Source organism: Salinibacterium amurskyense (genome assembly GCF_002797685.1).
Classification (GTDB): Bacteria; Actinomycetota; Actinomycetes; order Actinomycetales; family Microbacteriaceae; genus Rhodoglobus; species Rhodoglobus amurskyensis.
The window spans coordinates 1,243,559-1,266,771 of the sequence record NZ_PGFH01000001.1; the positions used below are offsets into that span (position 1 = coordinate 1,243,559).

Genomic DNA, 23,213 nt, shown 5'->3' on the forward strand with positions numbered 1-23,213 from the left:
GTTGAGGTCATGTCTGAAACTGCCGATCTTGTCGTCGAAATCCATGTTCCCCTCACTCCCGACACCGAGGTAGCCGAGGGCGAGAGCCGCTTCCCGTGGATTGAGTCGCTCGTGGAGTTCACGAGCGAGCTCGACGAAGGTGGCGAAATTTTCGTCGTCGAAGAGGGCGACGTCTTCAACGAGGCCTACGTGATTGTGATCACGGGCGCCGACGAGTCGACGCTCATGGGTGTCGCCAACCGCGTAGCGAACCTGCCCGGCATTCCGACAGGCGTTTTCGCCGTACAAACGGATGCCGATGCTGACGAACTCGGTCAGGGTACCGTCGTCGAGATCTCCTAGCGAGAAGCGCGGTCAAACTTAGTCAAATTTGTTTGTTTTGCGTCGGCTGCGGCGTACACTGAGAAAGCACCGCAGCCGCCAGTACACGCGCGTGATTGAGTCACCGCCCTGACGAGGGACGATCCGCCCCGTCTGCAGTAGCTTCGTACTACTGAAGAGCACAACACCATGACAAGCAGCACCCCGGTGGGTACGCCCACGAGCCCCATTCCGATTCCCTCCACCATCTTTTCGCCGCAGGTGATGTGGACCACGATCGGCGCTTTCTCGCTGATCTTCTTGGGAGCGTTCGAGACCCTCGCGGTCACGACGATCATGCCCACGATTAGTCGCGACCTTGATGGTGAATCGCTTTACTCCGTAGCCTTCTCGAGCACCCTTGCTGCGAGCGTGATCGGTATGGTCCTAGCCGGGCAGTGGTCCGACCGCACGGGGCCAGCCAAACCCCTGATCGCCGCCATGGCGGTCTTCACGGTTGGGCTCCTCGTGGCGGGTTTTGCGGGCACGATGGGAGTCTTCATCATTGGGCGCTTCCTGCAGGGGCTCGGTTCCGGCGCACTTATCGTGGCGCTCTATGTGGTCGTGGCCCGGCTGTACCCGGCGGTGCTGCATCCGAAGATCTTTGGATTGTTTGCTTCGGCCTGGGTGTTGCCCTCACTGATTGGCCCGCCGCTTGCCGGTGTCGTGGCCGAGCAGATTAGTTGGCACTGGGTCTTTTTCGGTGTGGTCTTTCTCGTGATCGCGGCCGGTGCTGCGATTTTGCCTGCGGTGCGCGTGTTGCTCGACCAGCCGGTCACCGTGGGGGAGAAGTCGTCCGGTAAGCGAGCCGTCGTGTGGGCAGTCTTGGCTGCCGTGGCGATCGTCGCGATCAGCCTCGGCGGCGAGAGCGAGGGAGCCTTCGCGTGGCCGCTCGCGATTGCAGCCCTCGTGATTGCCATCATCGCTCTGCGCCCGTTGCTGCCAGCGGGCTCTCTCACTCTGCGTCGTGGCCTGCCCACCACGATCGTGTTGCGTGGTGTCTTCGCCGCTGCGTTCTTCTCGACCGAGGTGTATCTGCCGTATCTCCTGAACGAGCGCTACGGTTTGCCCGCCTGGGCCGCGGGCCTCATCCTCACCGTCGGTGCGGTGTCGTGGGCCACCGGTTCTGCGCTGCAAGGGCGACTGCCGGAGTCTGTCTCGCACAGCCACGTCGTGGTCGTCGGATCCTTGCTGCTGAGCGTGGGCATCGCGACCCAGTTCGTGACGGCCTACTTCATGCTCTCGCTGTGGATCGCTGCCGCGGGTTGGCTTATCGCTGGCGCGGGCATGGGAATCACATTCCCTCGACTTTCGACTCTCGTGCTCAGCCATTCGAGCTCGCGCGACCAGGGCTTCAACAGCGCTGCGCTTTCCATTTCGGATGCCGCGGGCGGCGCCGTAGCGATTGCTTTCGGCGGTCTCGTCTTCGCTGCCGTCGGCGGGCTCGTGAACGGTGCGGGATTCGTGGCGGCTCTCGGCCTTGCGGCGGTGCTGGCTGTGGCATCCATTCCTGTGGCCCTGCGCGTGCGCACGCGCTAACCCAGCGGGGCACAGTCGGGCTGTCGTGGCTCGTAGCGCGCACGCCACCGCCGAGAAAGCGGCAACACAGCGGCCAGCGTTGCACTGTGTTAAGCAGTGTTTCGGGGTGTTACGACTCTGCCGCGCAGTCGCGGGCAATTGCGATTACCGTCGCCGCATGACACTTCTCACTAACGAATCAACGTCCACCGATCTCGCCGCCGACCGCGCCGCACGCCTCACCGCTGCGGGCGCTGCGTGGAACTCACGCATCGCCGCGAAACCCGCCGCTGCCGAACTCACTTACGCCGTTACCGGCAAGGGCGAAGGGTCTGTCGGAACGGTGCTCAAGGCCGGAAAGCACGTGTTCCACATCGACGAGCCTGAGGGGCTCGCCGGGGATGACCTCGCAGCGAGCCCGGTGGAAATTGCCCTCGGCGCGCTCATCGCGTGCCAGGTTGTTGTTTTCCGCCTGTACGCTCAAGCGCTCAGCATCCCGTTCGATGACATCTCGGTCAAAGCCGAGGGAGACCTCGATGTGCGCGGCCTCTTCGGAATCGACGACACCGTACGCAACGGTTTTGGCGCGATCCGCCTCAACATCACCATCACGGGTCCGGAGTCGCAAGAGCGCTACGACGAGCTTCGCGAAGCCGTCGACGCCCACTGCCCCGTTCTCGACCTCTTCGCGAATCCCACACCGATCACGACGCACCTCGTCTCGGCTTAACTCCCGCACATCCCTCCTCGAAGTGTCAGGGGTGCAGCGTTGCTGCCGGTCACGAGGCCGGCAGCAACGGCACCCGAACACTTCAGCCCCCAACGGGGGTAGCTCAACCGTTCAGCGCGACCCGCGCCGTCGTTAGGCTGGAAATATGAGCCGTACTGCTGAACGTCGACCATGGATTCGCCGACGTTCGAGCACGATCGGCCTCAGCGCTCTCGCGCTCGGCCTCATCGCCACGCTCGTGTGGACGCTCAGTCCGTGGCCAGCCACGCTTCTCATTCGTGCACTCTTCGATAAGGACGCCGTCTCGACGATTGAGGAGATGGAGCGGCACGCCACTGACGTGCCGCTGACTGAATCGCTCGACGAGCAGTACGGCGACTCTGCAACCACTAACTCGCTCGACGTGTACTCTCCGGCGGGGTCATCCGGCCCGCTCACCACCGTCGTCTGGACGCACGGGGGAGCATGGATCTCCGGCGACAAATCGAACGTCACGCCCTATGCGCGCAACCTTGCTGCCGAGGGCTTCACCGTCGTCGCGCTCAACTACACCGTTTCGCCGGAAGCGACCTATCCCACGGCGCTCAACGAAATCAACGATGCGCTCGCCTATCTCATCGAGCACGCCGACCGTCTGCGCATCGATCCCGACAACATCGTGTTCGCGGGCGACTCCGCCGGCGCTCAACTCAGCGCTCAACTGGCAACGGTCGTCACCAACCCCGCGTACGCCGCAACTGTCGGCATCACGCCCGCACTCTCGACCGATCAACTCAAGGGCGTCATCCTCAACTGCGGAATCTACGACGTGAGTGGCATTCCCAACGCCCCCGGCCTCGGCGGCTGGGGCTTCCGTGTGGCGCTCTGGGGCTACATCGGAGTCAAGGACTGGTCGAACACTCCCGGCGGCGAGCAGATGTCGGTGCTCGATGACGTGACAGCAGCCTTCCCGCGCACGTGGATTTCGGGCGGCAACGCCGACCCGCTCACGGCATCCCAGTCGGAGCCCTTCGCTGCACAGCTCGCCGAGCTCGGCGTTGACACGACACCGCTGTTCTATCCCGAAGACCACACGGAGCAGCTCCCACACGAGTACCAGTTCCACCTCGACTTCGAGGATGCTCGAGCGGCCTTCGACTCAACCGTTACGTTCCTCAACAGCATCGACGAGTAGCCTCGAGGCTATGAAGCCCGCCTTCGAATTCACGTCAGAGCTCACGCCGTGGGCGTCGAAGCCGAGTGTGCATTTTCTTCACGTGCCGCCGGATGTTGGGGTCGATATCAAGGAGATTCCGTCGCCGCCGCGGGGCTTCGGCGCCATCGCGGTCGAAGTCACGATCGGTGTCACCACGTGGACGACGTCGATCTTTCCCGACAGCAGCGTTGAAGATAGCTACTTCTTACCCGTCAAGATCGCTGTGCGGCGCGCTGAAGGCTTAGAGGCCGGCGACACGGCCGAGGTTACGATCCAACTGATCTGAGGCCCCGCGCGGGCCGCTGGGGCGCCAGCGCGCAACGGCGACGGCCGGGTATCGCGGCGTTTAGGCGGGCCAGACTCCGATGATCAGCGCCATCACAACGATCGTGACGAACTCATGGCTCACGTTGAGCACCGTGAGGCCGTTGGGGCGCCCATCAAACTGGTCATGGGTGATGAAACGAGCGGCCGTGAATCCGCCCCACAGCACGATGCTCGTCAGCAGTGTGTTCACAAAGAAACTGCCGCCGTAGAAGTCGAAGGCGATGAACGCTGCTCCCGCGAGTACCCAGGCCGTGATGAAGCTCACGATGACCGTGACGACGATCGGGCGGATGGCATCCGCTGAGTTGCCGCTGGGCGTCACTCCTGCCGCTTTCATCCAATAATTGCCGAAGACGCGAGGGGAGTACCAGATGGTGCCCACGATCATGCTGGAGAGAGTCGCGAGTATTACGGCGATGTAGTTAATTTCGGGAACCATGACAACCTCCGGTTGATATTCGGTGCCCGAATCCTACTCTCGCCGCCGTTAGCCGGTGATGCTTTCTTCGAAACGCTGAATGGGGTCGTACCAGCCTTGTTCCAGAACGTAGCTCTGGAATTGCTTGTCGAGTCCCAGGATCACGGCGAGACCGACGATCAACAGGATGATGCCGACCACGCGCTTGAACACCCCGTTGGGGTTGGCAAGCCAGCCCAGTTTGCGAGCGAATGCTTGCCCGAGGAATGCGATCATCAGCAGCGCAATGGCGAGGCCGAGGGCGTAGACAACGATGTAGAGCAGGCCTTCGCCAAACGACACGGGAAGTACCGTCGCCAAAATCAGCGCGTAGGTGGGGGAGCAGCTGCTGAACGTGGGGCCGAGCGCGGCGCCCAGCATGACATCGCCGCCAAGGCCACCGCGCGAATACGAGCGGTTCATCACGGCGTTAGTGCGGTTCTGGATGCCCGTGGCCATCATGAAGCGTTCCCAGAGTGCGGGGAACACGAGGGTGAGGCCGAAGATGATGAGGATGCCGCCGGCGATGACTTGCCACACGAACTGTGGAATGCCCAGCAACGCTGTCGTTGCCTTGAGCAGCAGCGTGAAGAGGATGACCGAGCCGGCGAGGCTGACCGCGATCACGACCGGGCGGAACCACTGGCGTTCGGCGACCTTCGCGTCACTGCTCGTGCGCACGATGGAACCGCCCACGATCACGGGCAGCAACGGCAAAACGCAGGGTGCCGCGACAGTGAGAATTCCCGCAACAAACGAGAGCAGGATAAGACTGAGCATCGCGGCTTAGTTGAGCGCGGTGAGAACGGCGTTCAGCGTGGGGTCGGCGTAGGCGACGAAGTTGTCTTGAACCTTTGCACCGCTGGAATCAACCTCAACAAACGTCGTTTGTTGCGTCACGCCGTACTCGGCTCGCAGATCTTGGTTGGTGTCGTAGTCGACCTTCACGATCGTGATTCCCGAAGGAACGCCCGAGGCCTTGATGTCTCCGTCTGCAGAAACGCACTGCGGGCACCAGGTGGCGTGGAAGAACAGGATGACTCGGCCATCGGCATCCGCAATGGCACTTGGGCTGTAGTCGACGTAGTCGCCGCCGCCATCGTTAGCGATTGCAGCGCTCTCGTCGGCGTCGGGCTCAACGTTCGAGTCGGCATCACTCGATTTTTCGGAGACTTGAGAGCCCCCGGTGGATGCCGCGGTGTCAGCGGGGTCGTTCGAGTTTTGGACTGCGACGATCGAAACTGCTGCAATAACAATGACGGCAAGAGCGACAATGACCGCGAGAATTCGCTTGTTCATGCCATCTAGTAACGCACGCGGCCGACGAAAACTTCCGCGTCGCGAGAAATTTCTGGGACTATACCCAGACTTCAGCAGTGTGCGAATACAGCTTGAGATCGCCGAAAGTTAGCGCACCTGTGAATCTGGCTCGCGTATACGGGAGCAAAACCATCAATGCTGCGCCCGCTTTGTGCTCGATACGCACCTCGATTGCGTCCGACTTGAGCGACGCGATTCGCGTGTTCGAGACGATAGCGCTGCAGCGCGAGATCGCAGCCATTTGGCGCAATTGCGTCACGGTCTGCGCGATCAACGCTTTGGCATCGAGATGCTTCTTCTTCAACGCGTCGTCTGCCGACATTTCCAGCACTCGGCCTGTGGCATCGGTCATCAACGCGAACGTCATGAACTCGCTGGCATGGCTCAAATGATTGCGCGCCACGTTAAGTGACGAGTCGAGAATTCGATCAACGTCAGCCTGCTGCTCGGCGTTGAGCGCGTCCCTCCACGATTTCATATCCAAACCGTAGCGAGTCAAATGGCTCCTTGTCCTGCGAAGCGCCCAAATCACCCGCGTTTTGGTGTCAAGACTCTTTCTCACGTGTTGGGGTCGATTCCCGCGTTTTTCGCCGACTGTCGCCGTGCTGCGCTAACGTCGAAGCATGCAAAAAGCGCAGCTCAGCAGTGCCCAACGTGGCCATTCCCTCGTCGCCGGCGCGGTCGCACACGCTCTCTTTTCGGTCGGCTGGCTCATGCTTGGGTTCGTTGCTCTCGGCGGAGGCATCACGCTGCTTCTCGGCGGCACGGCAAACGGCGTCAGTGGGCTTTTCGGTGATGTTCCGGTTGTGGCCGACTTCATCGGCAGCGCAGGCAGCGTCATCGGCACCGTCATCATCGTGGTCGCAGTGGTAGCCCTGTTGCTTGTGGCTCTGGCAGCCTTTGCGAGTGTTTTTCTTCTCAAGCGGGGTGCCGTGCGCAAGCCCTGGCAGGTGACATTCCAGTCGCTCGGTATCGTCGCCCTGCTCGACATTCCGCTCTTCGTGGCGTACCTGACGATCGCGGCGAACGCTACTGATTCCGCCGTGGGTGGCACTGTGCTGCTCGGCCCTGTCGTCGGTATCATCGGTTCCGCCGTCGTGGGAGCACTCGTGTGGTGGTGGATGGCGTGGTCGCGCCGTGGATCAGCCTCGAAGTTTGCCGGAGTCACCGCCACCGCATCCGCAACCGCCGTTGCTCCTCAGCAATCGTCGAGCGCCGCTGGAGATACTGGCACCACCACGTCGAAGTAATACGCCAGCGAGCGACACCCCGCAGCGGGCGAAACCGAGCAGAGAGCGCATGATGACGGCACGCATTGACACCCTGATCATCTTGGGAGCGGGCGGCGACCTCACGTCGCGACTTCTGCTGCCCGGTCTGGCATCGTTTTTGGCGAGCGACCAGAGCCAGCCGCTGACGCTTATCGGGGCAGACCGCCAAGAAATGGATGACGCAGCCTGGCGCAACCGAGTGACGCAGTCATTCGACGCCATCGCTTCGCCCGCAGCCACCGCCGTGGCCAACGCAGCGCACTACGTTCAGGCCGACGTCACCGATGCCGAGCAACTGCGTGAATTGATCGCGTCGGGCTCCGGCCGGGTGGCGCTGTATTTCGCTCTGCCTCCCGCGATTGCTCAGAAAGTTGTGGCGGTGCTGGCGACGCTCGAGCTCCCCGAGGGCATCGTGCTCGCGCTCGAGAAGCCATTCGGCACTGACGAAACCAGCGCTCGCGACCTCAACCGCATCCTGCAGACGATCGTGCCTGAAGAACAAGTTTTTCGAGTGGATCATTTTCTCGGCAAGTCAACGGTGCTGAACCTGTTGGGGTTGCGCTTCGCAAACCGAATCTTCGAGCCGCTGCTGGCGGCCCCTAACGTGGCGAAGGTCGAGTTAATCTTCGACGAGGCGCTCGCTCTTGAAGGGCGTGCGGGGTACTACGACCGTGCTGGCGCGGTCGTTGACATGATTCAGAGCCACTTGTTGCTCGTGATGGCGCTGACGGCGATGGAGCCGCCGGCGAGTGTGAGTTCCGAGGATCTCCGTGGCTCGATGGCCCAAGTGTTGCGCGCCACTCGGGTGCAGTCGGTGGATGGCACGTGCGCCCGCCGCGCCCGTTATACGGCGGGAACAATCGGCGATCGCAGCCTTCCGGCCTATGCGGATGAAGACGGCGTTGATTCCGAGCGAGGTACCGAAACTCTGGCCGAAGTCACGTTCGAGATCGACAACTGGCGGTGGGCTGGAGTTCCCTTCGTGTTGCGTTCGGGCAAGGCCCTGGGCGATTCGCGGCAAGACATCGTGATCACTTTTGCGCCCGTGCCTCACCTGCCCCGTGGGTTAACGGGCAGCGCTGACCCCGCTCAACTCACTATCTCGATCAAACCGGCGACGCTCTCCCTCGACCTCATCGTCAACGGCGAGGGAGATCCCTTCACCCTCGATCGAACTCAGCTGAACACCACCCTCGGCGACGCCGCGATGAGCGCGTACGGCGAGGTAATCGCATCGTTGATCGATGGCGATCCCGTGCTCTCGGTTCGGGGCGATGTTGCCGAACAATGCTGGCGCATCGTGGCTCCAGTGCTTGAGGCCTTTCGTACCGCTCAGGTTCCGTTGGAAGAGTACCCGGCAGGCTCCAATGGCCCCGGAAGCTGGGACTCCGTGTGAGTGCCACTGTTCGCGGCGTAACCGCCCGGGCCACGGCGCGTACTCGAGCGAGCGCCAGGCAAGCGTACGAGCTTTCTGGTCCGCTCGATCCGACAGAGTTTTACCCGCGGTTCGGGCCGCTGCCCGCCGTCGTGGCGGTGCTGGATCAATCGGGAGAGTGGGACACGATTGGCCGCACCCGTCGCCTCGTTCTCTCCGACAGCGGTCATGTGATCGAGACGATCACCGACGCTGAAGTTCCGGGGCTTTTCGCCTACGAACTCACTGATTTTCAACGACTGTTCGGGATGCTCGTCTCGGGTGCTCGTGCGGAATGGCGTTTCGATGACAGCACCAACGGTGCGCGCATCTCGTGGAGCTACACCTTCTTTGCTAAGCCGGCTCGACGCGGAATCGTGTGGCTCATCGTGCGGCTGTGGTGGGGGCGCTACATGCGCCGTGTGTTGCCGCCCATCGCTCGCGAAATCGAACGGCTAGCAGCACAGTAGCGACGTCAGTTATCGAATCGTTGCGATAAAACGAGCCGTTCACACCCTGCACGCACCATTCTCACAACTTGCACGAAGATGCGCTTGTGACAATATTCGTATGTTCCGATCGAGATTCGCAGTGGCTGCCGCAGCAGCGCTGTACTTCGCCGCTCTGGCGAGTCTCGCATTCGTCATCGCGCCGGGCAGCGACGGTCGTTTCTGGCTCTGGACCACCGTGGCATTCATCCCGGTCGGAGTCTTTCTCGTGGGCATGTTCGGTCGCCGTCGGTGGTGGGCCGCTCTCGCTTTCAGCATTGTTGCCGCAGCGTGGCTCGAAGCAGCACAGACGGTGTGGATGCCCGCGGGCTACGCCGCCGTCGTCGACATCCTTCTGGCGAGCATCGGTGCCGCCATCGGAGTTTCTGTTGCTGTTGCGGTGGCTGTGTGGCGTGAGCACTCGGAGCGGCCAGCAGCGCGCACCGCGCACGCCGCTCCCAACCTCGCGACCTCTCGTCGCGCCTCCGCCAGCAACTCGGCGGCACCGCTTAACCTCGATCGGTGACTGACGACCGCTATTCCCACGACGTTCTCGCCGACTTTAGTATTCAACGCGGCCCGAAGGTTCTCCCGAAGGTCCCGATCGAACGCGACATGGTCGTTGAGGTTATTGCCGACGGCTACGTGGGAGCGCTCGTCCGTTTCACCGATGGCCTGATGGAACTTGAAGACCGCAGCGGCCGTTCCCGCGCCTTTCCACTGGGGAGCGGCTATCTGATCGATGGCGTACCTGTCGAGCTGGTGAAGCCCCTGCCGAAGGCCGGTGCCGCTGCCGTTCGCAAGACCGCATCGGGCTCGTTTGCGGCGCCAGAGCAACGCGCTCGCACGGCTCTCGCGAGCCGCATCTACGTGGAAGGCCGCCACGACGCCGAACTCGTCGAAAAAGTGTGGGGCGATGACCTGCGCGCCGAGGGCGTCGTCGTCGAGTTCCTCGGTGGCATTGATGACCTCGAGAAGATCGTCGCAGACTTCGCGCCCACCTCCGAACGCAAGCTGGGGATCTTGGTCGATCACCTTGTTCCGGGGTCGAAGGAGAGCCGCATTGCGGAGGCGGTGGGGCGCGGCAAGTACGGCAAGTACGCGCTTGTGGTCGGCCATCCATTCGTGGATGTCTGGCAAGCGGTCAAACCGCACAGCCTCGGTATCGCGGCGTGGCCCACCGTGCCCCGCACAATCGAGTGGAAGCACGGCATTTGTGAAGCGTTCGGCTGGCCGCACGAGGACCAGGCGGATATTGCGCGCGCTTGGCAGTTCATCCTCTCGAAAGTGAAGAACTTTGGCGATCTCGAACCGGAACTATTGGGTCGAGTCGAGCACTTGATCGACTTCGTGACGGTCGACCAAGAGGCTTAGCTAGCGCGCAGCGGCTCTAGTCGAGCTGCGGAATCACTTCGCGCGCGAGGAAGTCGAGCTGGTCGAGGTCGTGGAAGTCCATGACTTGGAAGTAGACGCGGGTAAAGCCGAGGGCTTTCAGTTCGGAGATCTTGTCGACGACTTCGCTTGCTGTTCCGGCAAAGCCACCGTGGCGTAACGCGTCGGGGGTGCTGTTGGCGGCGGTAGCGCGAGTGTCGATCTGAGCTTCGGTAGCGCCGACGGCTGTCGTTCCGGCGATCGAGAGCACAAGGGTCGCGGGGTCGCGGTCGAAGTGTTCGCACGCGGCGCGAACGCGGTCGATGCGTTCTTTGAGTGGTGCGATGGTGGCGAAGCCAGCGTTGTACTCGGCCGCAAACTTGGCGGTGAGCGCCGGCGTGCGGCTCGGTCCACTGCCGCCGATGATGATCGGCAGCGGATTCTGCACCGGCTTCGGCAGCGCGGGGGACTGGCTCAGCTGGTAGTGCTTGCCCTCGTACGAGAAGGTTTTTCCGGGGTTGGTGCCCCAAATGCCCGTAATTACGTCGAGCTGCTCTTCGAGCATCCCGAACCTCTTCGCCGGAAACGGGATGCCGTAGGCGGTGTGCTCTTTTTCGAACCACCCGGTGCCGAGACCGAGTTCGATGCGCCCGCCCGACATGTCGTCGACCTGAGCCACTTGAATGGCCAGAATGCCCGGATGCCGGAAGGTTGCCGACGACACGAGGGTGCCGAGGCGAATGGTCGAGGTTTCACGCGCGAGACCGGCGAGCGTGGTCCAGGAGTCGGTCGGACCGGGCATCCCGCCATTGCGGTCATCCATCGTCAGGTAGTGGTCAGAACGGAAGTAGCCCTCGAAGCCGAGCTTCTCCGCGGCTTGGGCCAACTCAAGCTGATCGGTGTAGCTGGCGCCATTCTGAGGTTCGGTGAAGATGCGGAAGTCCATACCCCGAGCCTATTGATGATTAGACTGGGTGGCGAACACGGGAGTCCGGTGAGCCGGGCTGAGAGGGAGCTTCTCCAAGCTTCGACCGTCGAACCTGATCTGGATCATGCCAGCGCAGGGAGCAGACACTCTTGAAACCCGTGCCATTCACTAGTGAAAGGCACGAAAGTGACCACAACAGCACCATCTTCGTCCACTTCCTCCACGTCGACGCTCGGATCGCGTTTTCAGTGGCGCGTCATCGACATCGTCGTGGCCAGCGTCATCGGTGTCGCGAGCGGATTGATCTTCGTCGTCTGGAACGTCGCATCCTCTCCCGCAATGGCTCCGTTTGCGGCGCTGCTGCCGGGACTGCAAGCCATCGGGGGTGGCTTCTGGCTGTTCGCCGGTGTGCTCACGGCCCTCGTCATCCGTAAGCCCGGTGCCGCCATCTACGGTGAAGTCGTCGCGGCGTCAGTCTCGGCCCTTATCGGCAACCAGTGGGGCATCCTGACTCTCGTCAGCGGTATCACTCAGGGTGTGGGCGCCGAGATCGTCTTCGCCGCCTTCCTCTACGCCAACTGGCGCGCGAGCGGTGCGATTCTCGCGGGAGCCGGCGCTGGCCTCGCGATGGCCATCACTGACCTGCTGCTCTGGTACCCCGGATCAGCGCTGCCGTTCATCATCATCTACACGGTCGCTGCCGTCGTCGGCGGAATGATCATCGCCGGGCTGCTCTCGTGGCTCGCCACTCGCGGTCTTGCTGCTACCGGAGCGCTCAACCGCTTCGGTGCCGGTCGCGAGATTGCGAAGCGGGTCTGACCCCCACTACGCCTGCTGGCGTCACCGTCGAAGGATGGGGGTGGCGCCACTCCAGCAGGCTCGCGTGGGCGGTGCGTGGGCTCGACCTGCGCATCGAACCGGGCGAACGCGTACTTCTCCTCGGCGAATCCGGTGCCGGAAAATCAACGTTCCTGCACGCCCTCGCCGGGGTAGTCGGTGACGACGAAGGGGAATCCGAAGGCTCACTGCTCGTGGACGGCCAGCATCCGGCCGCCATGCGCGGTCGTACCGGGCTCGTCATTCAAGATCCGGATAGCCAAGTAATTCTGGAACGCGTCGGAGACGACGTCGCGTTCGGTTGCGAAAACCTCGGCGTGCCGCGTGACGAGATTTGGCAGCGGGTGCGTCACAGCCTCGACCAGATTGGGCTCGACGTTGCCCTTGATCGCTCGACGAGTGCGCTATCGGGCGGGCAAAAGCAGCGACTGGCACTCGCCGGTGTGCTCGCGATGCAACCGGGGCTCATCGTGCTCGACGAACCCACCGCTAACCTCGACCCTGCCGGTGTTACCGAGGTTCGGGATGCTGTGATCCGAGTTGCTGAAGCGACCGGCGCCACGATTGTGGTCGTCGAGCATCGCGTGTCGGTGTGGAGCGATGTCGTCGACCGCGTCGTTGTACTCGCGGCGGGCGGGGGAGTCATCGCTGATGGAGCACCCGCCGACGTCCTGTCACGCCAGGGTAAAGAACTGGCCGCTCGCGGAGTGTGGATACCGGAGTTTCCGCCGCCGCACCCCGAACGGCGCACCCGCGGCGAGCAGCACACCCTGCTGACTGCAGAACGCCTCGCCTTCGGGCGGGCGAAGACGGCGCTCGGAGCGCCGTTTGATCGCGAAATTCTGAGCAGTCAGGCGCTCGCAATCACCGGGCCCAACGGGGCAGGCAAGTCCACGCTCGCGCTGACACTCGGCGGGTTACTCGCGCCGGTGGACGGTGCTGTGGTCGCGAGCCCTGCACTCGCGGCCGGCGCGGGCGAGCATCCGATTCGCTGGAAATCCCGTGAGCTACTCACCCGCATCGGCACCGTGTTTCAAGACCCCGAGCATCAGTTCTTAACGAGCACGGTGCGCGCAGAACTCGAAGTCGGCCCGCGGGCGCTCAAGCTTTCGACCGCCGAGATGAGCGACCGAGTGGATGAACTGCTCACGCGATTGCGCCTCGACAAGCTTGCCGAAGCCAACCCCTTCACACTCTCGGGCGGTGAGAAACGTCGCCTCAGCGTCGCCACAGCGCTCGCTACGCGCCCCCAAGTGCTCGTGCTCGACGAACCCACGTTCGGCCAAGACTCGCGCACGTGGAGCGAACTGCTGGCGCTGCTGGCCCGCCTCGTGGATGACGGCAGCAGCGTCATCGCGGTCAGTCACGACCTTGAGTTCGTCGATGCGCTCGCAGACTCTACGGTGGTGCTCGAATGATCCCCATCGCGGCCGTGAATCCCGTGGCCAAGCTCGGAGCGGGGCTCATTGTGAGCCTCTTCCTCATCGTCACGATCGACTGGGTCTCTGCGACGACGGCTCTCGTGCTCGAGCTCGTGATTATCGCGTTCATGGGCATCGAACCGAAGCGCTTTTGGCTGCGAACGCTGCCGGTCTGGATCGCGGCGCCCCTGACGGCGCTCACGATCCTGCTCTACGGGCGTTACGAGGGCGAGGTGTACTTCGAGTTCCTGCTGATCAGCATTAGCGACGGTTCGATCGAGCTCGCTCTCGCGACGTTCCTGCGGGTGCTCGCGATCGGTCTACCCGCGGTGGTGCTCTTCATCTCGATTGACCCCACCGACTTCGCCGACGGTCTTGCTCAGCGGTTGCGCTTTCCCGATCGTTTCGTTCTCGGCGCGCTCGCAGCGGTGCGGATGGTCGGCCTCTTCCTTGAGGACTGGCGCTCCCTCGAGCTGGCCCGTCGCGCTCGCGGCGTCGCCGATCGCGGAAGGCTCCGCCGGCTCGCGGGACAGGCCTTCGCCCTGCTCGTGCTGTCGATTCGGCGCGGCAGCAAGCTCTCGATTGCGATGGAAGCTCGAGGCTTCGGCGGCTCTCAGCAGCGCACTTGGGCGCGGGAATCACGCTGGGGGGCGGCGGAGTGGCTCACGCTGCTCGTCGGGCTTCTGGTGGGCATCACCGCTACCGTGGTTGCTGTGCTCACGGGAAGTTGGAACCTCATTGTCAACTAAGCCGTCAGTGCCTAAGCTCTCACCAGCTCTGCCATCGCCTCTGCCGTCGCCGCGGTGGCGCTGTCTGATCGACGGCCGCTCCGGCTCGGGCAAGACCGAGTTGGGCCGAGCGATGGCGGCCGAGTGGCCAGAGATTCAGCTCATCAAGCTCGATGACTTTTACCCGGGTTGGGATGGTCTGGATGCCGCTAGCGCCCTTGTTCCCCGCATCCTCACGCAATTGCGGTGGCAAGAATGGAACTGGGCTACCGATTCGCCCGGAGGCTGGCACGAGCTCGACGGCAATCGTCCCATCGTGATCGAAGGGATCGGATCGCTCAGCCGCGCCTCCCAGCCGTTGGTCGATCACAGCATCTGGGTCGATCTCGACGACTCCTCCCGCAAGAAGCGAGCCCTCGATCGCGACGGTGACACCTACGCCCCACACTGGGAGCGGTGGGCTCGCCAAGAAGAGCGCTTCATGGCGCGCGAGAACCCGCGAGAATTAGCCGCCGAAATCGTCGATGGAACCGACATCTCGCGCTGGTTCGAGCTGAGCTAGTTCGAGTTGAACTAGCTCGAGCTGAGCTAGCTGGTTTTGGCCCAGACCTGGACGAGGTCTGTTCCGCGAGGGTTGACCGTCATCACGTCAGCCTCACACGTGATGATGAGGCCAACGACATCATCGAAGTCGCTGCGCGGGATCGTGTACGCGAGTTCTTCGACGGGCTCGTCGGCGATCGTGGCTGACGTCTCAACGGTGTAGTCCGAGACATCCCAATCGCGGGGGATCGCGACATCCACATTGATCAGAGCCTTGCCCTTTACCGTGCCGGTGTAGGACTGCGTGATCGTCATGACCTGGTCCTTTTTGGGCTCTGCGGTAATCGTGAACACGAGGTCGGAGTCAATCGTGACGGCGCCGTCGCTGCCCCACGTGAGGGTCTGGCCGCCGCTGGGCTCAACGGCCTTAGCGGGAACGTCTTCGGAGGGGAGTTCTGCAAGCAGCTTCTCAGAGAGATCGGCGGTGTCGAGCGACCACGTGTGACCCATCGCGCACAATTCCATAGCCGTTGGCGGCTCGCTGGTATCGGCGGGTTCGATCAGTGCGCAACCAGACAGCACCAGCAGTGCGGCGGGGGCCATCAACAACGCACTCGCGCGCTTGCTCGAAATCATCAATCCTCCTGAGGTTCGTGACACTCACGAAATCCTACGCGGTTGCGGCCGCAAGACTGCTCAACGACAGCTACGCCCAGCCGAGTTCGTGCAATTGCTCGTCGTCGATGCCGTAATAGTGGGCGATTTCGTGCACGAGAGTGATGTGAATCTGCTCTTTTAGTTCGTCGAGCGACTCACTCACGGCAAGGAGCGGTTCGCGAAAGAGGATGATGCGGTCGGGTAGTTCGCCGAAGCCGTACTGCCCGCGCTCGGTGAGAGCGACGCCGTCATAGAGCCCAAGCACCGAAAGCGAGCCGTCTTCGGGGCGATCTTCGGTCACGAAAACTACGTTGTCGAGGCCGTCAACAATCTCGTCAGAAAGCGCATCCAAGCCTTCGACCACGAGCGCTTCGAACTGTTGCTCGTCCAGATTCTCCATGAGTCCATCCTGTCAGTCGCCGCGCATCCTCGCGCTCCCACACTTCTCCGATCAAACTCCCGCTCGCGTCTTAGCAAACCGATAGAAAGTGCCTTTAGCGTCGCCGTCATGCAAAGAAAAAAGTTCTGGGGCGCAGTCAGCGCTACCGCCGTCCTCACCCTGACCCTCGCGAGCTGCTCCGTGGGCGCGACCGACGCCGTCAGCGGCGGTACTGGCACCACCGACTTTGTGAACGTGAGCCTCACGAGCGATTCGGGTTCGTTCTTCGACGCTGCGGTTGTGCACTCCATCGAAATTGATGTCGATAGCGCCGCAGTTGACGCAATGCTGCAGACCTACCTCGATTCTGGCGACAAAGAGTGGGTGGAAGCCACGGTGGTCATCGACGGCACAACGTACGAGCAGGTCGGCATCAAGCTCAAAGGAAACTCGAGCCTGCGTGGTATCACGGCGGACACTCCCATTGAAGAACTGCCCTGGCGAATTCGTCTCGATAAGTTCGTCGATGGCCAGAGCATCGAGGGCGTCACGGATGTCGTGGTTCGCTCGAACGTGACAGAGACGTCGATTAACGAGGCTGTTGCCCTCGAGACGCTGAGCGCGGCTGGGCTGGCCACTGAAGAGTCAATCGCTACCCGATTCTCCGTCAACGGCAGCGATGAAGACTTGCGGCTGACCGTCGCCGTGCCCAACGAATCGTGGCTAGAGCGAAATTTTGACGCCGGTTTGCTTCCCTCAGAAGACGGCATCCTCTGGAAAGCAGAGAGCGAGGGAGATTACTCCTGGCTGGGCGACGACCCCGACCTCTACACGGAGGTATTCGATCGTGAGGTCGGAGACGACGACTACCAGCCGTTGGTCGACTTTCTCGACGTCGTGAACAACACCACAGACGAAGAACTTGTCGCGCAGCTTCCCGAAGTTCTTGATGTGGATGCCTTCGCCCGCTATCTCGCGATTGAAGATCTCATCGATAACTTCGATGACATCGACGGCCCCGGCAACAACTCGTACCTCTATTACGACCCCGCTTCCGGGCTCATGACCGTGGTGGCCTGGGACCATAACTTGGCATTCGGCACGGTCAACGAGGCCGGTGGTGCAGCACCTGCTGGCGCGCTTCCGGGGGAGGAACTGCCGGAGGGCGCTCTGCCCGACGGTGCTCTGCCGGAGGGTGGAGCCCTCGACGGAGCTTCCGAAGGCGCGGCACCCGGCGTGCCGGGTGCTGGGGAGCGTCCGGAGGGTGCCGCCGACGGTGTCGCTCCGGGAGGGCAACCTGCCGATGGCGAGGCGGGTGCCGGTGCCGGCGCTGGCGGAAACGCTCAGCAAGGCAACAACATTCTGACGACGCGTTTCCTCGAGATTCCGGAGTTCGCGGCGTTGTACGAGGCTGCACTCAGCGATCTGCAGGAAGAGATCTTCGAGAGCGGGCAGTTTGAAAGCATCCTCGAGTCGCGTTCTGACACGCTCTCTGAAGAGGCAGCCGACCTTGTAGAGAGCGCTGTGCTGCAGACCGAGACCGAGGTGGTTCTTGCCTACGCTGCCGGGGAAGTGCAAGAAACCACAATTGGTGGTCGCGACGCTCAAGAGGCCACGCGTCCGGGCGGCCGATGATGCGGTGCTCGCTCTCGGCAGTGCTCTAGCGGGCAACAAAAATGAGGCCCAAACCCTCGCGAGACGCAATGCTCGTTTCGAGGGTTTGGGCCTCATTATCTTGGGGTGAACGACGGGGCTCGAACCCGCGACATCCGGCTCCACAAGCCAGCGCTCTACCAACTGAGCTACGCCCACCAAGGTCGTTTTTCGCCTTGCGGCGATAAGCAACTCTATAAGTGTATTACAGTCGCGAGGCGAATCCGTCCACTACGTCAGCAGAAATTGCTTGAACCTGCTCTGTAGTGGGCCCTGGCTCGCCGACAAACACTGCTTTTCGGTAGTAATCGAGCTCGCGGATCGATTCCAAAATATCTGCCAGAGCGCGGTGACCACCGTTTTTGTCGGGGGCGTTGAAGTACACGCGGGGGAACCAGCGCTTAGAAAGTTCTTTGATCGACGAGACATCAACGCTGCGGTAATGCAGGTGAGTGTCGACGCTCGGCATGTATTTCGCCAAGAACGTGCGGTCGGTGCCGATAGTGTTGCCGGCCATCGGAGCGGTGCGCGCGTTCGGCACGTACTGCAGGATGTAGTCGCTCACGGCGGTCTCGGCTTCAGCAAGCGAGACACCAAGCGGCATCTCTTCGATGAGGCCGCTCGAGGTGTGCATCGCGGTAACAAACTCGCCCATGTTGGCGAGAGCTGCCTCGCTGGGCTTGATGACGATGGTCATGCCTTCGTCAACGGGAACGAGGTCGTAGTCGGTGATCACCACCGCAACTTCGACGAGTTCGTCGATTTCGACATCCAACCCCGTCATCTCGCAGTCGATCCAAACCAGATAATCAGCGTGTGATGCCATGAGTCGATTCTACCGTCGAACAAAAGTCGCCAGCGTTCGCTCATTCTGGTCTGCTAAACCTGAGGTATGAGCGAAACAACTCCCACACTCGCGCACGGCGACGAGTACATCGTGTTTTTTGTCGGAGGTCCGTACAACGGCCAGAACGATACGCGTATTGCAACCGAAGCAGGATGGGATGATTATGTGACCCTGATCGCTGCAGATGCTGTCGGTTCCGAGACGCAATTGCGTTACGAATCTCCAGTAGCGAAGCAGGTCGGTGACAAAGTCCACGTGACGTACACGTGGGATCAAGCCGATAGCGAACCTCTGGAAGACCTTGACGAACGAAACGACCTCTAACAGCACTCCTACTGAACAGCCCACTGTGCTGTTCTTTTCGTCTGCTTTTTGTGACCCGTGTGCCGCGGCGCGCCGCACTCTCGATGAGGTGGCGCGCCTCGTGCCCGCGGTGACATATGCCGAGCTGGATGTCGCGCGCGAATCTGATCGTGCCGAACAAGCCGGAATTACCTCTACGCCCACGATCGTCATCGTGTCTTCGGCGGGAGAAGAAGTTTTTCGCGCCCAAGGCGCTCCCACGGTGAATCAGATGCTCGTGGCGCTCGCGAAAGCCGTTTAGAGGCTGAGACATTCCAGTGCGGCTGACACGCTATCGTTTAAGCCGTATACCCCGCCCTCGTAGCTCAGGGGATAGAGCAGGAGCCTTCTAATCTCTTGGTCGCAGGTTCGAATCCTGCCGAGGGCACCCGCAATGAAGGGGACGGTCACGTGTCGAGCAAGCCGAATAAGACTACCGAGACAGCAGCGAGTGTCGAGCAGTTCATCGCTGAGGTTCCCACTGACCGTCGCCGTACTGAAGCAGAGACTCTTCTCGAGATCTTCTCTCGAGCATCGGGCCAACCCGCAGCGATGTGGGGGCCAACGATCATCGGCTTCGGCTCAACGCACTATCGCTACGCGACCGGTCGCGAAGGTGACACCGCCACGATCGGGTTCTCTCCTCGTAAGCCTAAGATTTCGCTTTACACCGCACGCAACTTTCGCGAGTTTCCCGAACTATTGGAGCGCCTGGGCAAGCACGAGCTTGCGGTGGGGTGTCTCTACATTAAGAAGCTCGAGGATGTCGATCTTGCGGTTCTCGAAGAACTGCTGACGCGCAGCTACGAAGTGGCTCGTTTCGATTACGACGCGCGAGCAGAGGGTAACTAGCCTGTGGCGGTGGCTCCGCGGTGGGGGCGAACTCTGCCAATATCCCGAACTGTGCGGACATCCCGATCGCTGGCAATTCTCGCGGTGACGGCGCTCACGCTGACTGCGGCGGGGTGTACCGGCCCGAAGCCGACGGTCGCGGTCTTCGAAGTCTCGGGTGGCGAGCAATTCACGATCGAACTGGCCACGCCGGAGCTGGTGGAACACGCTCAGGGGTTGCTGGCAGGCGAAAACCTCGCAACGGTACCCAGCGGCGAAGTGGTGCCGGGAAAGTCCAGCGTCAATGAGCCCTGGTCGTGGCACATCGATCCGGCAACGTTAGAGTTCACCAACGTGACGGTCGAATCGTGCGACGGCAGTCCTCAACATGTCGAAGACGACATCTCGGCGTTCGAACGCTTTTGCCCGTGGTCAGCCCGCGTGGTTGCCGTCGAAGGCCCTGACGCCTAAGCGGTGAGCCTTCCCTCCGCTAGTTGCGGTCGGGAGTGACGACGACCGTGGGCGTGGCTTCTGACGTGGAACTCGACGTGGTCGACGTTCCCGCAGTGGTCGACGGCGTTGTAGTCGATCCTTCAGCGGCCTGACGTGACGCCCACTCCTGCTGCTTGACGACGAGTTCGTCTTCAGCTTCGCCGGTCTCGTACTTCCAGCTCGCGAGGTCTTGTGCGAAAAGCTTCTTAGCGCGGCCGGGACGGGCCTGCCAGTCAATGAGGCCGTCTTGCAGCTCAGCCAAGTCCTGTTCGGCTTGGAAGCTGTAGTTGACCGAGTTCTTCTTCATGGCGGCCAGCTTGTGGGCTGCCCAGTCGGCGGCGATATTCGCACCCTTGAGGGGGAGTAGGCGTACGCGCACCTCGGCCTCGCTGGCCTGGTGGTCGACGTGTTCCTTTTCGCCGGCCGAGAGCGTGCTCCACACAGCAGCGCGACGCCCGGAAGCGATGAGCGCCGCAACGGCAGCTGCCTTTGCCTGGCGGTCCTGTTGCGCAATGAGGCGACGCAGCGACGAGCGCGCGATCATGCCCACGATGATTCCTCCGACAACAATCGCGAGGAAGGGCACGAGAGCGCTCGTAATGAACGTCCACCCCTGATCGGAGTTGAACCAGTCGACGAGATCGTTCCACCACTCAAGAATCATGTTGGCACTGTAACCCCGCTAACGGCCGCTAACGCAGAGCGACAGGCGCGTCACATCAAAACCGGAAGATATCCAAAGCATCGTCGATCGTCCAAAAATCTCCCAACGGTAAAAAGCGGCGCTGGCGTTGCAGCATTCGCTTCGCTTGGTAGCGTGCTCCGGCCGCTGACATCCAGCGGTGAACATAGCCCAGCACTTCGCCGTCGGGACGAGTGATGCGCCAGAGATCGTCGTTGAGCTGCACCGTTACGATGCCCGAGCGGATCGATTGCGCCGGGCCGGCGAAGTCGAGAGTGGTCATGGAAAGCTCCTTCAGCTGCTGGGCACGAGTATCGAGTAATTCGAATATATGTTCGAACACTGACATTCGGCTGCGGCAGCGCGGAAACAGCTGACATGACAAAGGCCGGATTCCGCACGAGCGTGCGAAATCCGGCCTCTGTTGAGGTGCGGGAGTGGCTAGCGAAGAGCCGTACCGTCGACCGCAAGTGGCTCGATCGCGCCGAGCTCATCATCCGACAGCGGTGCTCCTTCAAGAGCCGCAAAGTTGTTCTCCAATTGGGCGACGCTGCTCGCGCCGACAAGAGCAGACGTGACCTGCGGATGACGCAGCACCCACGTGAGAGCGAGTTGCGCCAGACTCTGGCCGCGGTTCTGCGCAATCTCGTTGAGGGCGCGAACGCGCTGCAAATACGTGTCGCTAAGCGGACCAGGCTGAAGCCAGCGGCCCTCAGAAGCACGCGAACCCTCGGGGATCGTGCCATCCATGTAACGATCAGTCAGCAGCCCCTGCGCCAGCGGCGAGAAGACGATGCTGCCCGCGCCGATCTGGTCGAGCACGGGGAAGAGCCCGTCTTCGATGTGGCGATCGAACATGTTGTAGCGGGGCTGATGAATCGTGAGCGGGATGCCGTATTCGGCAAGCGCCTCTTGGGCGGCGAGCGTCTGCTCGGGGTTGTAGTTGGAGACACCGACGTAGAGTGCCTTGCCTGAGTTCACCGCGGTCGCAAGCGCGCCCATGGTCTCCTCAATCGGAGTCTCAGGATCGGGGCGGTGGTGGTAGTAGATATCGACGTACTCGAGACCCATGCGGTCGAGGCTCGCGTCGAGTGAGGAGATCAGGTACTTGCGCGAACCAAAGTCCTGGTAAGGGCCCTCACCCATGGTGTAGCCGGCCTTGGTCGAGACGATCATTTCGTCGCGGTACGGCACAAAATCGTCGGCGAAGATCTCACCGAAGTTGCGTTCGGCGGCGCCGATTTCGGGGCCGTAGTTGTTGGCGAGGTCGAAGTGGGTGATTCCGAGATCGAAAGCGCGGCGCAGGATCGCGCGCTGGGTGGCGCGAGGGCGATCATCGCCAAAGTTGTTCCACAATCCCAGTGAGATCGCGGGAAGTTTGAGGCCGCTGTGGCCTACGCGGTGGTACTTGGTGGAGTCATAACGGAGGGGAGAAGCGTCGTAAGGCATTCGCTCAGCATATGCCCAGCGACTGAGGGAACACAGCGTGCGAGGTGTGCGTTGTATGAGACATCCAGCCCAAGAAAGTAGGCTCAACTTATGCACACATTTCATCTCGCAGGCGGCTGTTTCTGGTGCCTCGATGCGGTCTACCGCACCCTCAATGGCGTTACTGACGTAGTTTCCGGCTACACCGGCGGAACCGTGCCCAACCCCAGCTACGAACTGGTGTGCACGGAGACCACGGGTCACGCTGAAGCGGTTGCGGTGACGTTCGACCCCGAGGTCATCCCCGACGAGGTCATCCTCGACGTCTACTTCACGTTGCACGACCCGCGCCAGCTCAACCGACAAGGCAACGACATCGGTTCGTCATACCGTTCGGCGATGTTCTATGTCGGGGACGAGCAGAAGGCGCTGTTCGAAGCAGCCCGTGACCGCGCATCCGAATATTGGGATGGTGGCATTGTGACCACGATCGAGCCACTCGACACCTACTACAACGCTGAGGAATACCACCAGGACTTCTTCGCGAAGAACCCCGGTCAGGGCTACTGCATGGCAGTGGCATTGCCGAAGGTCAACAAAATCCGTTCGTCGTTCTCGAGCTACATCAAGTAGCTCCCGCAGCGACACGCACTGTGCGCCGTCTGGCACGAAGGTCTTTATCTTCGTCGCGAGGCGGCGTACGGTCGTTAACAAGCGACACTGGCGTCGTTTCACTAATTCGAAGGAGGTTCGGAAATGACAAACCACACTCTGACCGGACAGACCTGGGTGGCATTCACTCAGGCAGGAGCAGTTGGCTCGGTTCACCGGGTAACCGACGGGTTCACCTTCAAGTTATTGAAAGACGAAGACTATCGAGGGGTGTATCCCACTCTGGATGCCGCGAAGTCTGCCCTGCACGCAAGCCTGTTGCCCGGCACAAGCTGGCCTGAGTTCCGCGAACACTAGGTCGCGCGCGGGCCTCGCCCAAACT

Annotated in this window: 32 protein-coding genes and 2 tRNA genes; 22 read left to right on the forward strand and 12 right to left on the reverse strand. The window is 61.8% G+C overall.

Annotated features, from left to right (window positions below):
* Nucleotides 1–9 precede the first annotated feature (9 nt).
* The 5 genes from CLV85_RS05900 to CLV85_RS05920 all read left to right on the forward strand — a co-directional run bounded on the left by CLV85_RS05900 (nucleotide 10) and on the right by CLV85_RS05920 (nucleotide 4,089).
* Nucleotides 10–342, forward strand: a complete 333-nt coding sequence (locus CLV85_RS05900; RefSeq protein WP_100388636.1) for a glutamyl-tRNA amidotransferase — start codon at nucleotides 10–12, stop codon at nucleotides 340–342.
* Nucleotides 343–510: 168 nt separating this feature from the next.
* The gene (locus CLV85_RS05905; protein WP_100388637.1) at nucleotides 511–1,899 is read left to right on the forward strand and encodes an MFS transporter; all 1,389 of its coding nucleotides are present in this window, start codon (nucleotides 511–513) and stop codon (nucleotides 1,897–1,899) included.
* A gap of 157 nt (nucleotides 1,900–2,056) precedes the next feature.
* Nucleotides 2,057–2,608 carry an OsmC family protein gene (locus CLV85_RS05910; RefSeq protein WP_100388638.1) on the forward strand — a complete coding sequence of 184 codons (552 nt, stop codon included), beginning with the start codon at nucleotides 2,057–2,059 and terminating at the stop codon, nucleotides 2,606–2,608.
* A gap of 145 nt (nucleotides 2,609–2,753) precedes the next feature.
* Complete coding sequence (locus CLV85_RS05915) at nucleotides 2,754–3,782, forward strand: alpha/beta hydrolase (protein ID WP_100388639.1); 1,029 nt, start codon at nucleotides 2,754–2,756, stop codon at nucleotides 3,780–3,782.
* A gap of 10 nt (nucleotides 3,783–3,792) precedes the next feature.
* Entirely contained in the window at nucleotides 3,793–4,089 is a 297-nt protein-coding gene (locus tag CLV85_RS05920; RefSeq protein ID WP_100388640.1) for a DUF1905 domain-containing protein, read from the forward strand.
* A gap of 60 nt (nucleotides 4,090–4,149) precedes the next feature.
* Here the strand turns inward: CLV85_RS05920 and CLV85_RS05925 are convergent, their stop codons facing one another.
* Genes CLV85_RS05925 through CLV85_RS05940 form a run of 4 tightly spaced genes read right to left on the reverse strand, consistent with a single transcriptional unit; the run spans nucleotide 4,150 to nucleotide 6,385 of the window.
* Complete coding sequence (locus CLV85_RS05925; RefSeq protein WP_100388641.1) at nucleotides 4,150–4,569, reverse strand: DUF1761 domain-containing protein; 420 nt, start codon at nucleotides 4,567–4,569, stop codon at nucleotides 4,150–4,152.
* Nucleotides 4,570–4,617: 48 nt separating this feature from the next.
* Complete coding sequence (locus CLV85_RS05930; RefSeq protein WP_100388642.1) at nucleotides 4,618–5,367, reverse strand: cytochrome c biogenesis CcdA family protein; 750 nt, start codon at nucleotides 5,365–5,367, stop codon at nucleotides 4,618–4,620.
* Between the two features lie 6 nt (nucleotides 5,368–5,373).
* Nucleotides 5,374–5,886 (reverse strand): thioredoxin family protein, encoded by a 513-nt coding sequence (locus tag CLV85_RS05935; protein ID WP_100388643.1) that lies wholly within the window; start codon nucleotides 5,884–5,886, stop codon nucleotides 5,374–5,376.
* 58 nt (nucleotides 5,887–5,944) lie between these two features.
* The gene (locus CLV85_RS05940; RefSeq protein ID WP_100388644.1) at nucleotides 5,945–6,385 is read right to left on the reverse strand and encodes a hypothetical protein; all 441 of its coding nucleotides are present in this window, start codon (nucleotides 6,383–6,385) and stop codon (nucleotides 5,945–5,947) included.
* Between the two features lie 145 nt (nucleotides 6,386–6,530).
* On the opposite strand from CLV85_RS05940, the gene CLV85_RS05945 reads away from it, so the two are divergent.
* The 5 genes from CLV85_RS05945 to CLV85_RS05965 all read left to right on the forward strand — a co-directional run bounded on the left by CLV85_RS05945 (nucleotide 6,531) and on the right by CLV85_RS05965 (nucleotide 10,454).
* Entirely contained in the window at nucleotides 6,531–7,157 is a 627-nt protein-coding gene (locus tag CLV85_RS05945; RefSeq protein ID WP_100388645.1) for a hypothetical protein, read from the forward strand.
* A 52-nt stretch (nucleotides 7,158–7,209) separates the two neighbouring features.
* Nucleotides 7,210–8,574 (forward strand): glucose-6-phosphate dehydrogenase, encoded by a 1,365-nt coding sequence (locus CLV85_RS05950; RefSeq protein ID WP_100389281.1) that lies wholly within the window; start codon nucleotides 7,210–7,212, stop codon nucleotides 8,572–8,574.
* Nucleotides 8,571–9,062: an SRPBCC family protein gene (locus CLV85_RS05955; protein WP_100388646.1), complete on the forward strand. Its 492-nt coding sequence runs from the start codon at nucleotides 8,571–8,573 to the stop codon at nucleotides 9,060–9,062. Before CLV85_RS05950 ends, CLV85_RS05955 begins: the two co-directional genes overlap by 4 nt.
* 100 nt (nucleotides 9,063–9,162) lie before the next feature.
* Complete coding sequence (locus CLV85_RS05960; RefSeq protein ID WP_100388647.1) at nucleotides 9,163–9,606, forward strand: VanZ family protein; 444 nt, start codon at nucleotides 9,163–9,165, stop codon at nucleotides 9,604–9,606.
* Nucleotides 9,603–10,454 carry a DUF3097 domain-containing protein gene (locus CLV85_RS05965; RefSeq protein WP_100388648.1) on the forward strand — a complete coding sequence of 284 codons (852 nt, stop codon included), beginning with the start codon at nucleotides 9,603–9,605 and terminating at the stop codon, nucleotides 10,452–10,454. Before CLV85_RS05960 ends, CLV85_RS05965 begins: the two co-directional genes overlap by 4 nt.
* Before the next feature lie 16 nt (nucleotides 10,455–10,470).
* On the opposite strand, the gene CLV85_RS05970 is transcribed toward CLV85_RS05965, so the two are convergent.
* Nucleotides 10,471–11,397, reverse strand: a complete 927-nt coding sequence (locus CLV85_RS05970) for an LLM class F420-dependent oxidoreductase (protein ID WP_100388649.1) — start codon at nucleotides 11,395–11,397, stop codon at nucleotides 10,471–10,473.
* A 168-nt stretch (nucleotides 11,398–11,565) separates the two neighbouring features.
* On the opposite strand from CLV85_RS05970, the gene CLV85_RS05975 reads away from it, so the two are divergent.
* The 4 genes from CLV85_RS05975 to CLV85_RS05990 all read left to right on the forward strand — a co-directional run bounded on the left by CLV85_RS05975 (nucleotide 11,566) and on the right by CLV85_RS05990 (nucleotide 14,927).
* Nucleotides 11,566–12,198 carry an ECF transporter S component gene (locus tag CLV85_RS05975; RefSeq protein WP_100389282.1) on the forward strand — a complete coding sequence of 211 codons (633 nt, stop codon included), beginning with the start codon at nucleotides 11,566–11,568 and terminating at the stop codon, nucleotides 12,196–12,198.
* A gap of 71 nt (nucleotides 12,199–12,269) precedes the next feature.
* On the forward strand, nucleotides 12,270–13,634 hold the full coding sequence (locus CLV85_RS05980; RefSeq protein ID WP_100388650.1) for an ABC transporter ATP-binding protein: 1,365 nt from the start codon (nucleotides 12,270–12,272) through the stop codon (nucleotides 13,632–13,634).
* Nucleotides 13,631–14,386, forward strand: a complete 756-nt coding sequence (locus tag CLV85_RS05985) for an energy-coupling factor transporter transmembrane component T family protein (RefSeq protein ID WP_100388651.1) — start codon at nucleotides 13,631–13,633, stop codon at nucleotides 14,384–14,386. The genes CLV85_RS05980 and CLV85_RS05985 overlap by 4 nt, the downstream gene beginning before the upstream one ends.
* A gap of 7 nt (nucleotides 14,387–14,393) precedes the next feature.
* Nucleotides 14,394–14,927 (forward strand): nucleoside/nucleotide kinase family protein, encoded by a 534-nt coding sequence (locus CLV85_RS05990; RefSeq protein WP_229820288.1) that lies wholly within the window; start codon nucleotides 14,394–14,396, stop codon nucleotides 14,925–14,927.
* A 26-nt stretch (nucleotides 14,928–14,953) separates the two neighbouring features.
* Here the strand turns inward: CLV85_RS05990 and CLV85_RS05995 are convergent, their stop codons facing one another.
* Together CLV85_RS05995 and CLV85_RS06000 are read right to left on the reverse strand one after the other, a co-directional pair.
* Complete coding sequence (locus CLV85_RS05995; RefSeq protein ID WP_100388652.1) at nucleotides 14,954–15,544, reverse strand: hypothetical protein; 591 nt, start codon at nucleotides 15,542–15,544, stop codon at nucleotides 14,954–14,956.
* Between the two features lie 70 nt (nucleotides 15,545–15,614).
* Nucleotides 15,615–15,965 (reverse strand): metallopeptidase family protein, encoded by a 351-nt coding sequence (locus CLV85_RS06000; protein ID WP_100388653.1) that lies wholly within the window; start codon nucleotides 15,963–15,965, stop codon nucleotides 15,615–15,617.
* A gap of 108 nt (nucleotides 15,966–16,073) precedes the next feature.
* On the opposite strand from CLV85_RS06000, the gene CLV85_RS06005 reads away from it, so the two are divergent.
* Entirely contained in the window at nucleotides 16,074–17,579 is a 1,506-nt protein-coding gene (locus CLV85_RS06005; RefSeq protein WP_100388654.1) for a CotH kinase family protein, read from the forward strand.
* A gap of 101 nt (nucleotides 17,580–17,680) precedes the next feature.
* Here CLV85_RS06005 and CLV85_RS06010 read toward each other — a convergent pair.
* Nucleotides 17,681–17,756, reverse strand: a tRNA-His gene (locus tag CLV85_RS06010).
* A 46-nt stretch (nucleotides 17,757–17,802) separates the two neighbouring features.
* Nucleotides 17,803–18,423 carry an oligoribonuclease gene (gene orn, locus CLV85_RS06015; protein WP_100388655.1) on the reverse strand — a complete coding sequence of 207 codons (621 nt, stop codon included), beginning with the start codon at nucleotides 18,421–18,423 and terminating at the stop codon, nucleotides 17,803–17,805.
* 66 nt (nucleotides 18,424–18,489) lie between these two features.
* Between orn and CLV85_RS06020 the strand changes: the two genes are divergently transcribed.
* From CLV85_RS06020 to CLV85_RS06040, 5 genes are all read left to right on the forward strand, one after another.
* Nucleotides 18,490–18,768 (forward strand): oligoribonuclease, encoded by a 279-nt coding sequence (locus CLV85_RS06020; protein ID WP_100388656.1) that lies wholly within the window; start codon nucleotides 18,490–18,492, stop codon nucleotides 18,766–18,768.
* On the forward strand, nucleotides 18,746–19,048 hold the full coding sequence (locus CLV85_RS06025; protein WP_205030338.1) for a thioredoxin family protein: 303 nt from the start codon (nucleotides 18,746–18,748) through the stop codon (nucleotides 19,046–19,048). The genes CLV85_RS06020 and CLV85_RS06025 overlap by 23 nt, the downstream gene beginning before the upstream one ends.
* Nucleotides 19,049–19,101: 53 nt before the next feature.
* Nucleotides 19,102–19,174, forward strand: a tRNA-Arg gene (locus tag CLV85_RS06030).
* A 23-nt stretch (nucleotides 19,175–19,197) separates the two neighbouring features.
* Nucleotides 19,198–19,638 (forward strand): DUF1801 domain-containing protein, encoded by a 441-nt coding sequence (locus CLV85_RS06035; protein ID WP_100388658.1) that lies wholly within the window; start codon nucleotides 19,198–19,200, stop codon nucleotides 19,636–19,638.
* 51 nt (nucleotides 19,639–19,689) lie between these two features.
* A complete protein-coding gene (locus CLV85_RS06040; RefSeq protein ID WP_100388659.1) occupies nucleotides 19,690–20,088 on the forward strand; it encodes a BP74-related protein in 399 nt (132 codons plus the stop codon).
* Between the two features lie 19 nt (nucleotides 20,089–20,107).
* Here CLV85_RS06040 and CLV85_RS06045 read toward each other — a convergent pair whose 3' ends face one another.
* From CLV85_RS06045 to CLV85_RS06055, 3 genes are all read right to left on the reverse strand, one after another.
* A complete protein-coding gene (locus CLV85_RS06045; protein ID WP_100388660.1) occupies nucleotides 20,108–20,773 on the reverse strand; it encodes a hypothetical protein in 666 nt (221 codons plus the stop codon).
* Nucleotides 20,774–20,828: 55 nt separating this feature from the next.
* On the reverse strand, nucleotides 20,829–21,074 hold the full coding sequence (locus CLV85_RS06050; protein ID WP_100388661.1) for a hypothetical protein: 246 nt from the start codon (nucleotides 21,072–21,074) through the stop codon (nucleotides 20,829–20,831).
* 158 nt (nucleotides 21,075–21,232) lie between these two features.
* On the reverse strand, nucleotides 21,233–22,240 hold the full coding sequence (locus CLV85_RS06055) for an aldo/keto reductase (RefSeq protein WP_100388662.1): 1,008 nt from the start codon (nucleotides 22,238–22,240) through the stop codon (nucleotides 21,233–21,235).
* A 90-nt stretch (nucleotides 22,241–22,330) separates the two neighbouring features.
* Between CLV85_RS06055 and msrA the strand changes: the two genes are divergently transcribed.
* Entirely contained in the window at nucleotides 22,331–22,852 is a 522-nt protein-coding gene (gene msrA / locus CLV85_RS06060; protein ID WP_100388663.1) for a peptide-methionine (S)-S-oxide reductase MsrA, read from the forward strand.
* Between the two features lie 123 nt (nucleotides 22,853–22,975).
* Nucleotides 22,976–23,188, forward strand: a complete 213-nt coding sequence (locus CLV85_RS06065; RefSeq protein ID WP_100388664.1) for a methyltransferase — start codon at nucleotides 22,976–22,978, stop codon at nucleotides 23,186–23,188.
* The last annotated feature ends 25 nt before the right edge of the window (nucleotides 23,189–23,213 follow it).